General features: G+C 53.5%; 10 protein-coding genes and 7 tRNA genes. 3 read left to right on the forward strand and 14 right to left on the reverse strand.

From position 1 onward, the window contains the following. Positions 1–15 precede the first annotated feature (15 nt). Positions 16–906: a LysR family transcriptional regulator gene (locus DB48_RS13045; RefSeq protein ID WP_041510706.1), complete on the reverse strand. Its 891-nt coding sequence runs from the start codon at positions 904–906 to the stop codon at positions 16–18. A 166-nt stretch (positions 907–1,072) separates the two neighbouring features. On the opposite strand from DB48_RS13045, the gene DB48_RS13050 reads away from it, so the two are divergent. Next, positions 1,073–2,290 carry an MFS transporter gene (locus DB48_RS13050; RefSeq protein WP_041510707.1) on the forward strand — a complete coding sequence of 406 codons (1,218 nt, stop codon included), beginning with the start codon at positions 1,073–1,075 and terminating at the stop codon, positions 2,288–2,290. A gap of 13 nt (positions 2,291–2,303) precedes the next feature. Here DB48_RS13050 and DB48_RS13055 read toward each other — a convergent pair whose 3' ends face one another. From DB48_RS13055 to DB48_RS13115, 13 genes are all read right to left on the reverse strand, one after another. Further along, positions 2,304–3,671 carry a sigma-54-dependent transcriptional regulator gene (locus tag DB48_RS13055; protein ID WP_041510708.1) on the reverse strand — a complete coding sequence of 456 codons (1,368 nt, stop codon included), beginning with the start codon at positions 3,669–3,671 and terminating at the stop codon, positions 2,304–2,306. 2 nt (positions 3,672–3,673) lie between these two features. Further along, positions 3,674–5,500, reverse strand: a complete 1,827-nt coding sequence (locus DB48_RS13060; RefSeq protein WP_041510709.1) for a sensor histidine kinase — start codon at positions 5,498–5,500, stop codon at positions 3,674–3,676. 83 nt (positions 5,501–5,583) lie between these two features. Continuing rightward, positions 5,584–6,981, reverse strand: coding sequence for a TRAP transporter large permease (locus DB48_RS13065; RefSeq protein ID WP_041510710.1), 1,398 nt, complete (start codon positions 6,979–6,981; stop codon positions 5,584–5,586). Beyond that, complete coding sequence (locus DB48_RS13070; protein ID WP_041510711.1) at positions 6,981–7,619, reverse strand: TRAP transporter small permease; 639 nt, start codon at positions 7,617–7,619, stop codon at positions 6,981–6,983. The genes DB48_RS13065 and DB48_RS13070 overlap by 1 nt, the downstream gene beginning before the upstream one ends. 87 nt (positions 7,620–7,706) lie before the next feature. Next, positions 7,707–8,672, reverse strand: a complete 966-nt coding sequence (locus DB48_RS13075) for a TRAP transporter substrate-binding protein (RefSeq protein ID WP_162484108.1) — start codon at positions 8,670–8,672, stop codon at positions 7,707–7,709. A 309-nt stretch (positions 8,673–8,981) separates the two neighbouring features. Continuing rightward, a complete protein-coding gene (locus tag DB48_RS13080; protein ID WP_041510713.1) occupies positions 8,982–10,214 on the reverse strand; it encodes an MFS transporter in 1,233 nt (410 codons plus the stop codon). A gap of 141 nt (positions 10,215–10,355) precedes the next feature. Next, positions 10,356–10,583 carry a hypothetical protein gene (locus tag DB48_RS13085; RefSeq protein WP_041510714.1) on the reverse strand — a complete coding sequence of 76 codons (228 nt, stop codon included), beginning with the start codon at positions 10,581–10,583 and terminating at the stop codon, positions 10,356–10,358. A gap of 315 nt (positions 10,584–10,898) precedes the next feature. Then, positions 10,899–10,974: transfer RNA gene (locus DB48_RS13090), tRNA-Val, on the reverse strand. 38 nt (positions 10,975–11,012) lie between these two features. Next, positions 11,013–11,088, reverse strand: a tRNA-Val gene (locus DB48_RS13095). Between the two features lie 36 nt (positions 11,089–11,124). Next, positions 11,125–11,200 (reverse strand) — tRNA-Val (locus tag DB48_RS13100). Between the two features lie 38 nt (positions 11,201–11,238). Beyond that, a tRNA-Val gene (locus DB48_RS13105) sits at positions 11,239–11,314 on the reverse strand. 58 nt (positions 11,315–11,372) lie between these two features. Further along, a tRNA-Val gene (locus tag DB48_RS13110) sits at positions 11,373–11,448 on the reverse strand. A 34-nt stretch (positions 11,449–11,482) separates the two neighbouring features. Continuing rightward, positions 11,483–11,558: transfer RNA gene (locus tag DB48_RS13115), tRNA-Val, on the reverse strand. 954 nt (positions 11,559–12,512) lie between these two features. On the opposite strand from DB48_RS13115, the gene gltX reads away from it, so the two are divergent. Both gltX and DB48_RS13125 read left to right on the forward strand, forming a co-directional pair. After that, positions 12,513–13,922 (forward strand): glutamate--tRNA ligase, encoded by a 1,410-nt coding sequence (gltX, locus tag DB48_RS13120; RefSeq protein ID WP_041510715.1) that lies wholly within the window; start codon positions 12,513–12,515, stop codon positions 13,920–13,922. 103 nt (positions 13,923–14,025) lie between these two features. Further along, a tRNA-Ala gene (locus tag DB48_RS13125) sits at positions 14,026–14,101 on the forward strand. Positions 14,102–14,210: the final 109 nt, after the last annotated feature.

Raw genomic sequence — 14,210 nt, forward strand, 5'->3', positions numbered from 1 at the left:
GCCCTTAGCATGCCGCTAAGGGTTATTCATCAAAAACTCGACGAACGCCCTGTCGGCCAGCCCGATGGGGCGTTCTCTATTCCAGGCGATATGCAGGTCCAGATGCACCGCAGGTGAGAAGGGGATGGCGCGGATGGGATCTCTTGCCTCGATCACCATCTCTAGCACACTGGTGATGGCAAAGCCCTGGGCGACCACCTGTTTAATCAGGTTGATTAGGTTGGTCTCGAAGGCGATATTGACCTCGAGATCCAGCGCCTTGGCTTGAGACAACATCCATTCGCGGTGGAAATAGCCGGGCTTAAACATCACCAGTTCCTGCTCGAAGAACTGCTCCAGGGTGATCCCCGAGTGCTCCGCCAACGGGTGATCCTCACCCACGGCCACCACCATCTGCTCTCTGAGCAGCAGATGGCTGTCGAAGTTAGGCTGCAGGTCTTGCCCCGTGATGATGGCGATGTCCACCTCTTCGTTTTGCAACATCCGCAGGCTGTCGCGAGTGCCGCCTTCAAACAGTGACAGCTTAAGATCCGGATACCTGTGCCTGAAAGCCATCAGGCGCGAGGGCAGGTAGTAGGACCCCAGCATGCCCGGCACGGCGATGCGCACCTCGCCCTTGGTGAGGTTAGCCATGGACTTAATATGGGCCTCGGCCTGCTTGACCTGCTTGAGGATCAGCCTGGCGTGTTGCGCCAGCGCCTCGCCTTCGGCGGTGAGAGTGAGACGGCTGCCGCCCTGGCCGCGGTAATGTTTGTTGCGGTTGATAAGCGTGACCCCGAGGGACTCTTCGAGACGTTTTATCCCCTGACTCAGGGCGGGCTGGGCGATGTTGAGCTGCTTGGCCGCAAGGGTAAAACTGCCCCGAGTCGCGAGCGCCTCGAGCTGCCTAAGCTGTTTGATATCCATGTTTTACCACCCCGGGTGAAGCCTTGTCGCTTAAAGGCGCATTGCTATCGGTTTGAACCTTGAATCGTCGATAACAAAATATTATTGACATCATATTTATAATCTATTTTTGTTATGTTAACGCCGGTGCTAGCCTGTGTCTATCTCTCCTTTTGAGCGCGAAATCATGACCGCCAGCCGTGCACTACAACTTCGTCTGATCTGGGGCCTGTCGCTGGCCTCTGTGGTGATCTACATCAACCTGTATATGGTGCAGGGAATGTTGCCGCTGATCGCGACCAGATTTAGCGTGTCGCCGGCCCATGCCACCCTATTGCTGTCGGTGACCAGCTTCTCCATGGCCTTTGCGCTGCTCTGCTATGCCACTCTGTCGGACAAGCTCGGCAGGCGTAAGCCGCTGCTGTGGAGCCTGGCGCTGTTGGTGGTGGCGGATATCATGTTGATCTGGGTGCAGGATTTCTCGGCGCTGGTGGCAGTGAGGCTATTTCAGGGAGTACTGCTGGCGGCGGTGCCCGCCATCGCCATGGCCTATTTTAAGGATCTGCTCGATACCAGCGTGTTGCTTAAGGCGGGAGCCATCTATATCGGGGCCAATAGCTTAGGCGGTATCGCGGGGCGCCTGATCGGCGGCCTGATGACTAAGTATCTGAGCTGGGTAGAGGCCATGGGGTTGGTGAGTGTCTTGACCCTTGCTGGGGTGGTGGGCGTGTTACTGTTATTGCCGCGCCTCGACCGGGTGCGGATCCGTCGCCGTCAACACAAGAGTGGATTCGGGCTTGCCGATCTTAAGGGGTTTGGCCTGCACCTTGGCGATGCCACCCTGGTTAAGCTCTATCTTCTCGGCGCGCTGGCCTTCATGGTGATGGTCAATCAGTTTAGCTATATCCAGCTGCATCTGATGCAGGCACCGTTTCACTGGGGCAAGTTTCAGGTGACCCTGATCTTCCTCTGTTATCTGAGCGGCACCTATGCCTCGTTTCGCTCGGCCAAGTGGGTGACGCGCCTGGGCCGCCAGCCACTGTTTATCCTCTCGGCGGTGATGATGTGTGTCGGCAGCCTGGTTACTTTAGGGGATACCAGCAGCGCCATCGTTATCGGTTTCCTGTTGTCCAGCTTCGGCTTCTTTACCTTCCACAGCGTCTGCAATGCTTGGGTGGCGCAGCGCGCCCAGCAGCACAGGGCCAAGGCCACAGCGCTCTACCTATGTAGTTACTATCTGGGGGCGGCGCTCGGCGGGCCTTTCCTGTTGCCGTTCTGGCAGCACTGGGGCTGGAGCGGTGTGGTTGGCGGTAGCCTGACCCTGCTTAGCGGGGTGATTTTTATCGTGGTGATGCTGCAACGCACCCACAGGCCGCGCACGCCGCTATTGGATGCGGCGGGCTAATGGGTTGCCAGACTTAGTTGATAAAGGTTTTTCGGTTGAGACCGAACTTCTGCATCTTGTCGTAGAGGGTCTTGCGCGGCAGCTCCAGCTGCTCCATGGTCAGCTTGATGCTGCCCTTGTTGTTACTCAGGGCCTCTTCGATCAGTAGGCGTTCGAAAAACTCCACCCGCTGCTGCAGCGACATGTTGGCATTGAGTTGACTGCTCTGCCCCAGAGAGGTAGCAAACGCCGCCTCAGGGCCTAGGAGCACGTAGCGCTCGGCCAGATTACGCAGCTCCCTAACATTGCCGGGCCAGTCGTGGGAGACCAGCTGGGCTGTATATTCTGTCGTCAGAGGGATCAGCGCCTTGTGATAACGCGCCGAGGCGACCCGGGCAAAATGCAGGAACAGCAGGCCAATATCTTCGCGGCGTTCTCTCAGGGCCGGAATAGGCACAGTCACCAGGTTGAGGCGATAGAGGAGATCCTGGCGAAATTCACCTGTGTCACACAGGCCCTTGAGATCCACCTTGGTGGCGGCGATGATGCGAATATCCAGGTCTATGCTCTTGTTGGAGCCTAGACGCTCCACCTTCCTGTCTTCCAGCACCCTCAGCAGTTTCACCTGCAGGGAGAGTGGCGTGCTCTCGATCTCATCGAGAAACAGGGTGCCGCCATTGGCATACTCGAACTTACCTATGCGGGTCTTATCGGCGCCGGTGAAGGCGCCGGACTCAGCGCCAAACAGCTCGCTCTCTATGATGGTCTCTGGGATGGCGCCGCAGTTGATGGCAACGAAGTTGGCCTCGGCTCTGGGGCTGTGGTCGTGCAGGTAGCGGGCGACCAGCTCCTTGCCCGTGCCCGTCTCGCCTTCGATCAATACATCGGCAGGCATATCGATCACCTGGTGGATGATGTGGCGCATCTGCTTGATCCCCGGGCTGTGGCCCAAGATACGCGGACCCGGCGTGCTCTGGGATTCCAGCTCACGTTTGAGGCTGCGGTTTTCCAGGGTTAATGCACGTTTCTCCAGGGCGCGCTTGGCGATGTCCAGCATATGCTCGTTGTTAAAGGGTTTCTCGATAAAATCATAGGCGCCCTGTTTCAGCGCCTGTACCGCCATGGCGATATCGCCGTGCCCGGTCAGCAGGATGATGGGAATGTCCTTGTCCTGGGCCAGCAGGGTGCGCATCAAGGAGAGGCCGTCGATATCCGGCATGTTGACGTCGGAGATCACTATGCCGGGCCAGTTGTCGGGAAGGCCAAGGCCAATCTGTTTGGCGTCGGTGAGGGCCAGGGCGCGGTAGGATTCCAGTTCAAACAGTTGAACCAGCGCCGAGCCAATCAGAGGCTCGTCATCGACGATTAAGATATCGTATTGGTTAAAAACTTGATTCTGCATGGTTAGTTTCCTGACGCATGTATGGGCAGTGTGATCTGGAAGATGGCGCCGCCTTGCTCTCGATTGGCAACGCTTATCTTACCCTGCATCGCCTCGACGATGCGCCTGGAGATAGATAGCCCCAGGCCCAGCCCCTGGCGTGAGCTGGTGTAGTAGGGGTCGAAAATCTTCTGCATCTGACTCTCGTCTATGCCTGTGCCCGTATCTTCTATGGTGATCTCCAGACGATTGCTCACCACGACACTGATGATCAGCTGTTTCGGGCTGCAGGCGCGCATGGCGACCATGGCATTGCTCATCAGGTTGATCAACACCTGCTGCAGCCGGATAGGGTCACCCCAGATGAGCGTCTCACACTCTGTGTTGTTCAGCACGAGATCGATCCCCTGTTTGTCCACCTCTGGCTGGATGATGGTCAGGGCATCCTTGATGCATTGTGCCACGCTAATCGCCTTGTCGTTGCCCTTGCTCTTGCGGGTAAAGCTCTTAAATTGCGACACTATGGCCGCCAGTCGATCGGTCAGCTCTATGATGGTCATTATGTTGCTGGAGACATCGTCCCACTTGGCGCGGGAGAGCAGTGTCTGGGTATTCTGTGCATAGCTGCGAATGGCGGCCAGCGGCTGGTTGATCTCATGGTTGATGCTGGCCGAGAGGCTGCCGATCACTGTGAGTTTGGCGGCCTGGATCAACTCATCCTGGGCTTCCTTCAGCTGCTGATGACTGGTTTCCAGCGCCTGGGTGCGCTCCTTGACCCTCTGCTCAAGTTGTTCGTGTGCCTGGCGCATGCGGCGGGTATTCTTACGCTTCTCTATGGCGAACAAGAGCGCCAGCGCGCACAACAGGTAGAGGGCGCCATAGAGCAGGAGTAGCGGTGGCAGCGAGCGGTAGATGGGCGCCATGGGCGAGAGGATATGCACCCGCCAGCCGGCATCGCTCATGAAGGCGGCGTTATCCATAAATTCGGCGCCTTGCTTATCCTTGCCAATCTGGTAAATCCGGTAGTCTGCCGCCAGTGAGGCGGCAAAGGGGGGCTCGATCGCCAGCGGCCTGATGTCGCGATTGGCGTAGCGTCTCGATGTCTCGATGCGCTGTTTGAGCTGATGGGTCACAGGCGTTAGCGCGGTGAGGCGCCATTCCGGTCGGCTGGAGAGGAAGATGATATGGTCCGGGTCGCTGATAGCGAACTCGTAGTTGCTGCCCCTGGCCATGCCCGTACTCTGCTGCTCTATCTCGGTGACATCGACCTTCACCACGATAGCGCCTAACACCTTGGCCTCGTCCTGGCTGGGTGTCACTGGATAACCATGGCTGTAGATGGGGTAGGAGAAGTAGTAGCCGCGTTTGTTTGAGCTGGTACCGACCGCGAAATAGCGGCCCATCTTGCCTTCGATGGCGTCCTTGAAATAGGGCCGGAAGGCATAGTTCTTGCCGATAAAGGAGTAGCTCTGCTGCCAGTTACTGGCGGCGATGGCGTCGCCGTTCACATTCACCAGATAGATGTCCAGCGCCTCTGTGATGCTCTGGATCTCTTCCAGGTAGCGGTTGAGCGGCGTGATGGTATCGGGATCGTCCTGCTGTAACAGCGCGCTTGCCAGCAGTGGGTTGGTCGAGAGTACATGGGGGATGCTCTCATAACGACTGAGGGAGCCAGAGAGGAAGCTCAGCAGCTCTTTCATCTGAGCGTTGGATTGTTGCCGCGTCATCTCATAGCCATGTTCCAGATGGAACCAGTAGGCGACGCGCAGGGTAAAGGCGAGGCCAAGGAGTATGATGAAGCCGACGCCGAGGTATTTTCTTCTTGTTATCATTTTCGACATAAAAGGCATGTCCAATTGAAAAAGCGAGCCTGAAAGGGAGTTGTTAATAACCCGTTTCAGACTCGCCCAATTGTTAAGCAAAATCAAGTGTTTTAATAACCGTTTAACTTATCAATATATTCAGGCAGGAACAGGGAGATCTGCGGAATATAAGTGATCAGCACCAGGAAGAAGAGCAGCAGTGCCAGCCAAGGGATACAAGATTGGATCACCCATCCCATGCTGCGGCCCGTTATCCCTGCGGTGACAAACAGGTTGAGGCCTACGGGGGGCGTTAGCATGCCGATTTCCATGTTGACCACCATGATGATGCCAAGATGGATAGGATCTATCCCCAGCTGGGTGGCGATGGGAAACAAGATAGGCGCCATGATCAGCAAGATGGCCGATGGCTCCATGAAGTTACCCGCGGCCAGTAGCAGCAAGTTGACTATGATGAGGAAACCCCATACCGGCAGCCCCATGCCCACTATAGTCTCGGCGATCAGATGCGGAATACGCTCTGTGGTTAATACATGGGCGAACAGCATGGCGTTGGCGATGATGAACAGCAGCATGATGCTCACCTTGGCGCCATCGCGCACCACGTGGCGTATCTCCTTGTCGGCCGGAGTCTTGAAGACAGCGAGCAGCATAAAGCCCAGGTTACGCAGCACGGCTCTTGGCAGCGGCTCGCCGCTATCGCGCCAGCTGACGTTTTTCAGCGGGCCTATGTCGCGATAACCAAATACCGCGATGAAATAGGCGTAGACGCAGGCGACGGCTGCGGCCTCGGTCGGGCTGGCGATACCGCCGTAGATGGAGCCCAGTACGATGAGGATCAGTGCAAGGCCACCCATCGCCTTGGCGCTCGATATGGCCAGGGGGCGAAAACCGGGGAAGGGCCTTGAAGGCAGCTTCTTGATGCGGGCCACGATATAGATGGCGAGCATCAGCAAGAGGCCCATCATCAGGCCGGGGATAAGCCCCGCCATAAACATGCGCGCCGCAGAGACTTCGGTTGCCGCCGCATACACCAGCATGACGATAGAGGGCGGGATCAGGATCCCCAGGGTGCCCGAGGTGGTGATCACCCCAGCGGCAAATTTCTCTGGATAGCCGGCCCGCACCATGCCGACGATGACGATAGAGCCGATGGCGGCCACCGTGGCGGGCGATGAGCCCGATACCGCGGCAAACAACATGCAGGCCATCACTGAAGCCATTGCGAGACCACCGCGGATGTGGCCGACGCTGTCCATGGCGAAGTCGATGATACGCCGGGCGACGCCGCCGGTTGACAGGAAGGCCGACGACAGAATGAAGAAGGGGATCGCCAGCAGGGTGTAGTGCTCCGAGGTAGATTCATAGAGTTTCAATGCCACCGAGGCCAAAGAATCATCGGAGAAGAGCAATATGGTCAGCATGCTGGAAAAACCAAGCGCGATGGCGATGGGCATGCCCAGCAGCATACAGATAAACAGGCTGATAAAGAGGGTTGCTATAGTCATTATTTTTCATCTCCAGGCTGTTTGTCGTCGGCCTGAGCCTCTTGATCGATAAGGTGCATGCTCTCCTTGGCCTCATCGGCAAAGGCGAAGCCATCTGTCTTGTTGGTGATGATGGCCAGAGCAAGTTGCAAAAAGCGCCAGGTAAGCAGAATAAAGCCGATAAGCAGTATGCTTTGGGAGATCCATAGGGGCACGGCCGGCTCCTCGACGTCTATGCGCAGGTATTCCCAGGCAAAGTCACCGTCTAATCCGCCGATGAGAAAGTGGGGCAGGTCAATGTCTTCCATCGGCACGCCGATCTGATACATCTTCGCCAGGTATTCCCAGCTGCCGAATAAGAACATGCCGCAGTAGACTAAGCAGATAGCGACGGCCAAGATGGCGGTATACTTACGTCCCCTTCTGGGCAGTTTTTTGACAAAGGCATCGACCCCTATGTGGGCGCCGACCTTGACGCCATAGGACATGCCAAACAGCACGAACCAGCCGCAGATGGTGAGCGTCAGCTCCTGGATCCACAAGAAACCTGTGTTAAAGAAGAAACGAGCGATCACCTCGACAAAGACCAACAGGGTCATTGCGGTGATCAAGGCGTTAAGTACCACCTCTTCGATATGAGAAAAAAAGCGAGACATCATCTCTAGGACTCCTCAAATAGGAAAGAGGCCGAATGCCGTGGAAACGGCCTCAATGCATTCCTATTAAATTAGGGGGGTTAGCGCTTATTATTCGTTTGCTGCAACGGCGGCATCGATAAGATCTTTACCTATCTTATCTTCGAACTGTGCCCATACAGGTTTCATGGCGTTGACCCATGCGGCGCGTTGATCTGGGCTCAGGTAGGTGATCTCAGAGCGCTTAGAGTCGATGATGGCCTGCTTGTCTTTGTTAACCTTGGCGGCGGCGATATCGTTACCGTAGGCAATCGCTTCATCCAGTGATGCCTTGATCACCTTGCGCTTGTCGGCGGGTAGCGACTTCCAGAAGGTGTTTGAGGTGACCACCATGTAGTCGAGTACGCCGTGGTTGCTCTCTGTGATGTTGCTCTGTACTTCGTAGAACTTCTTCGAATAGATGTTAGACCAGGTATTTTCCTGTCCATCGATGGCGCGGGTCTGTAGCAGAGTAAAGACTTCCGAGAAGGGTTTCTTCACCGGAATGGCATCGACCGCCTGGAACTGCGCAGCCAAAACGTCTGAGGCCATGATGCGGAACTTCTTACCTTGGGCATCTTCCGGCAAGATCAGCGGGCTACTGGCGGAAAATTGCTTCATACCATTGTGCAGATAGCCCAGGCCGACGACACCTTTACGCTTCATCGAATTCAGCAGCAGTTGGCCGGCATCGCTCTGTTGGAAGCGGTTAACGGCGTCCATGTCTTTGAACAGGAAGGGCAAATCGAATATCTGCAGCTTCTTGGTGTAGCGCTCGAACTTGGACAGCGATGGCGCCACAAATTGCACATCGTTAAGCAACAGGGCGGAGAGCTCGTTGTTGTCACCAAACAGCTGAGAATTTGGGAACACGTTTACCTGATACTCTCCGGGTAGACGCTCTTCTACGAGTTGCTTGAACTTCAGTGCCATTTGGCCTTTAGGGGTGTTCTCGGCAACCACATGGGAAAACTTAATTTCCGTTGGTGCCGCCCAGCTGTTCAAGCTGGTTCCCAAAATTGCGGCGATTGAGGCCATCTTGACGATCTGTTTGATAAAGGTACAGGTGTTGAGTCTGGTCATTTTGTTATCCCTATAATTGTTAATCCTTCAGTGCCTTAGGGCGACTGACGGTTCACTATGTGCTTAATTCAAAGAAATTATAGGCAAGGACCAGGCCAAAAATGTTTAAATTATGTAAATGGCTTTATATCAATGTGTTGCTGCGTGTTGGTTGAATGGTAAACAGGACGACTTGGGGAGGATGTCGCCCATTGGTTGTAGTCGGATGGGTGGAAACCCACCCATTTAGGCTGGCTGAATTGTGAGGTGTGTCACGCGTTATGGTTAACTGTGCGCTGGCCAGTATTGTCGCCTGAAGTGACCGTGATATAGGACGGCTCCGGCGCCCGCCGCGCACAGGGCGCCGATTAACAGGACGATTTTAACATCAAACACGGCTAACAGTCCGCCGAGAAGCGCAGCCAGCAGGTTACCGACACAGAAGATGGTCACCAGCATGCCCATCAGCTGCCCTTGCGGCCTGTCTTGATAGGCATGGGACAGGTAACTTGGCAGGAAACTGTTATAGATGGCGATGCCCGCACCTATGGTCATGAAAGTGAGCAGATAGCTGGCATTGGTGAGATAGGGAAAGCAGGCCAGAGAGGCGCCAAACAGTGAGATGCCGACCAGACTCGCGCCGGCGTGGGTCAACCTGCGCTGCAACAAAGGGGTAAACCAGATGCTGGTGGCGATCATGCAGCCGGTGAGTAGCACTGTGACCCAGCTGATCTGCGCCGGCGTAAAGGCCGCCTGTTGAACCAGATGCAGCGGATAGAACTCATAGTAGAAGTTAACCCCCATGGTCAGTAGCAGATAGAGCAGAAAGAAGCGTCTGAGGGCCGGCTCCTTAAGCAGTACCAGGCTAGATCCTTTCTCTGCGTTGGCCTTGGTTTCATCGAGTTGGCGTGGCAGAAGCCATTGACTCAGCAGGGCACAGAGGATGCAGGCAAAGGCCGCGGCGCCGAACACCATCTCCATTCCCCACTCGATGAGGTAGCCGCCCGCCAAGGGCCCAAGCAGATAACCGCCGTAACCCATGGCGCTGATCAGCGAGAAACTGCGCGTCTTATCGATTTGTGGGTGCAGATCGGCCGCTATCGCCCTGGCAATGGCGATATTGCCCTCGCATATCCCCGTGAGTAAGCGAGCGAGACAGAATAGCACAAACTGCTCAGAATGGGCGGCGAAGGCCGTGAGTCCATAGCCCATGGCGCTGCCGAGTAGCGTAAGGCTAAGCAGGCGCTTGCGCCCATGAGTGTCAGAGAGGCTGCCGATGAAGCTGCCGCCTATGATGATCCCCAAGGGATAGATGCCTAAGACTATGCCCATCAAGAATTCGCTGGGCAGCCCCATAAATTGGGTGAGGGGAGAGTTGTTGTCATGAAAAAGGGGGGCCAGCACGGGATAAGGCAGTGCAATGCCTGCGACACTGATCAGGGTAACGATTAAGGTGACGCCGAGAATGCGCTGGGCCGTCTGTTCGGGAGCGGTTTGTAGGGAGTCGGTGGCGTTCATGACAGCTTTTAAAAGAATGAATAGATAGCACTACTCTACATCAGCAGTCTTTTAAGTAAAGTATTTTGTTTATTTAATTGAGTGGAGGGAATTGGAACTTTGTTAACTTATTTATTTTATTGAATTAACGTTAGAGTCATCTTATTTGGGCGGATTGATACGCTTAAGAATCGCCTCACTGGGCAGCAGTTCCAGGTGACCCTGGGCATCGAAATACCAACCCGTGATAAAGCCTTTCTGTCGCATGGTGACCAGATTTTGCATCACCTCCTTGGCTTCGATCATCGCTTCCTGCTCATCGCATTCATGGGTGAGTTTAAGATACGCGGCAATGCTTGCCAGCGACGCTGATTGAGTGACATCGGCCATGTTCAACCACCTTGAGTAGTACTTGGTTTGAGTAAAGTCTTATACCAATCGTAATAAATAATTAATCATTCTAGCTTGTTAAAACGCTCGATAACAGTATTAGTATTTTTAATTGTAGAATAACTACTTATCTAAAAATCCTGCTTTGTTCTCAAGCGTTTTTCCTGCGCTATTTCTGATCACATATTTACTGTGATTGGTATTAATGAAGAATAGTTGAGGCTAAGGGATTCGCAATAGCGATAAGCGGCGGTAAAGGCTTGCTGCTAGGCTGTTTGATTATAAATAGGGGAGTGAAGCAAAGAAGCGGAAATATGGTGGTCGATACTGGGCTCGAACCAGTGACCCCCTCCTTGTAAGGGAGGTGCTCTCCCAGCTGAGCTAATCGACCTGGGACTGTGTGTGATTTATCGTTTCATAGCTATGCTATGGTGGTCGATACTGGGCTCGAACCAGTGACCCCCTCCTTGTAAGGGAGGTGCTCTCCCAGCTGAGCTAATCGACCTGGGATAAATACAGCATTTACATATTTTGATAACAATGGTGGTCGATACTGGGCTCGAACCAGTGACCCCCTCCTTGTAAGGGAGGTGCTCTCCCAGCTGAGCTAATCGACCTGGGACATTATTATATTCGATATTCTCTCATGAAGAGGTGGTGGTCGATACTGGGCTCGAACCAGTGACCCCCTCCTTGTAAGGGAGGTGCTCTCCCAGCTGAGCTAATCGACCTGGGAATATCTCACAACATTAAACTCAATGCACCACATATTCAATCAAAGATAAAATATGGTGGTCGATACTGGGCTCGAACCAGTGACCCCCTCCTTGTAAGGGAGGTGCTCTCCCAGCTGAGCTAATCGACCTGGGACACATCAAATTTTATTACCATACAGTGTATGGTGGTCGATACTGGGCTCGAACCAGTGACCCCCTCCTTGTAAGGGAGGTGCTCTCCCAGCTGAGCTAATCGACCTCGCTGTGTGGGGCCGTATTATAGGGGGGAACGATCTACTGTCAACGCTTTTTTCGAGAAAATAATGAGTCCGGTTCAAATTTGTTCGGATCGTCTTAATGTTAAACAAATCAGGATGATTTCTGATGGCACCTTGGTGAAAGCCTGTACAGAAGGGGGCTTTCGCCTCGCTGGTTCGAGTCAATAATCAGCAAGGGTGAGTAAGGGAAATAGGCATGAGGGATAAAAACTATCGTGTAAAGGGACGAACAAATAAGAATTTGCTCGCCTTTACAGTCTACTCTTCGTTTGGCTGGGCAAGATGATCTGGCATCAGTACAAGTAAGCTGGCTTTATAAGTAGAGGTAACTCGACGTCTGCATTATCTATAAGTCGATACAAGCCATAAGGGGAGCGAGTCATTTTGCGCTCGCGGATTCTCTACTGCTGATACATGGGCTTTATACGGGGGGATTAGGATGATTGCTAACAGCCCATGTAAATAGGATTTGCAAATAGTGACTTAATATAAGGGGGCGCACTAGTGTCTTGAAGCTGGGCGGGCCCATAGACGCATAGTCATCTCGTTTATCTATACTTCTTTTTCTACGCTTCTTCTATCCTTGCTGCTTTCTATCTTTTTTCTATCTTTTTTCTATCTTTATAGCTTTATATCTTTACCGCTTTTATCTTTCGTCGTGCCTATTGTATAGATGAAGCCTGTCGCCTCTTAGTGATAGGGGGCGGGTTAGTTAGATGGCAGTCTGGCGTAACTAATGAGAGCTCGGCATTTCTCTTCGGTAAGTGACCGAGACGAGCCTGTGCGTTGTGACGGGGTGGTCACCTTTTTTGGTCTCGGGCCGGGTGCTATTGGCCTGACTATTTTCTCTTATCCCATTTGGCTGTTAGAATAGCGGCCACATTAAATAGCTCAGTCTATATTTAGACATTTCGATAACAGGTTACTGTCCCATTATGACGATTAAGACGCGTTTTGCTCCAAGTCCTACCGGTTTTCTTCACGTAGGTGGTGCTCGTACTGCACTTTATTCATGGCTCTATGCCCGCGCTAACCAAGGTGAGTTTGTATTACGTATCGAAGATACAGATCTCGAACGTTCAACGCCTGAAGCCTGCGCAGCAATCTTAGAAGGTATGGAGTGGCTTGGACTGAACTGGGATGAGGGTCCGTACTACCAGACCAAGCGCTTCGATCGTTACAACGAGATCATCGCCCAGATGCTAGAGCAGGGCACCGCCTATAAGTGTTACTGTAGCCGCGAGCGTATCGAGACGATGCGTGAAGAGCAGGCCGCCAAGGGTGAGCAGCAAAAGTATGATGGTTGCTGCCGTGATAAGGCGCCGCGTGATACCGATGAGCCTTTTGTGGTTCGTTTTAAAAACCCAACCGAGGGTAGTGTGGTATTTGACGATCACGTGCGTGGTCGTATCGAGATCTCAAACGACCTACTCGATGACTTGATCATTGCTCGTACTGACGGCACACCGACCTATAACTTCTGCGTAGTGGTCGACGATTGGGATATGGGCATCACCTGTGTGGTACGTGGTGAAGATCATATCAACAACACGCCGCGTCAAATTAACATTCTTAAGGCGCTTAACGCGCCCGTGCCTGAGTACGCTCACGTGGCGATGATCTTAGGTGATGATGGTGCCAAGCTGTCTAAGCGTCATGGCGCTGTCGGTGTGATGCAGTATCGCGACGATGGTTACCTGCCAGAGGCGCTGCTTAACTATCTTGTACGCCTGGGCTGGTCTCATGGCGATCAAGAGGTCTTCTCTATCGATGAGATGAAGCAGCTCTTTAGCCTGGATGATATCAATAAGGCGGCGTCTGCCTTTAATACCGAGAAGCTTATTTGGTTGAACCAGCACTATATGAAGGAGCTGGCGCCTGAATATGTGGCCAAGCATCTCGAGTGGCACATGCAAGATCAAAACATAGACACGTCAAATGGTCCGGCATTGGCCGAAGTGGTCACCGCCCTGGCCGAGCGTGCTAAGACGCTAAAAGAGCTGGCTGCTTCTAGCCGCTACTTCTATGAAGACTTTGCCGAGTTCGATGAAACTGCAGCGAAGAAACATCTGCGTGGCGTGGCGCTAGAGCCGCTACAACTTATTCAGAAGAAATTTGCCGAGCTAGAAGAGTGGAATGTCGAAGCAATTCACCAGGCGATCGAAGCCACTGCTGCCGAATTGGAGCTTGGCATGGGTAAGGTGGGTATGCCACTGCGTGTTGCCGTAACGGGTGCCGGTATGTCGCCTGCTGTAGATTTAACCGCTTTCCTCGTTGGAAAGGCCCGTTGTGAGCAAAGAATCTCCAAAGCGATTGAATTTGTAGCAAATAGAATAAATTCCTAAAAAACGAGTTGACACTTTTGGGTGTGCTGCATAGAATGCGCCTCGCAGTTGAGACACAGCCGGCAGATGCTCGCGGTGCACTCAAAGGTGACAAGTTAGGTAAGGGGCCTTAGCTCAGCTGGGAGAGCGCAACACTGGCAGTGTTGAGGTCAGCGGTTCGATCCCGCTAGGCTCCACCATCTAATTTGAAAGCGTTGAAGCAATAGCCTACTGGCTTCAACGAGTATTCACTCGATACGGAGTATAACGTATCAACAGTGTCCCATTCGTCTAGAGGCCTAGGACACC

This window comes from Shewanella sp. cp20 (genome assembly GCF_000832025.1).
Classification (GTDB): Bacteria; Pseudomonadota; Gammaproteobacteria; order Enterobacterales; family Shewanellaceae; genus Shewanella.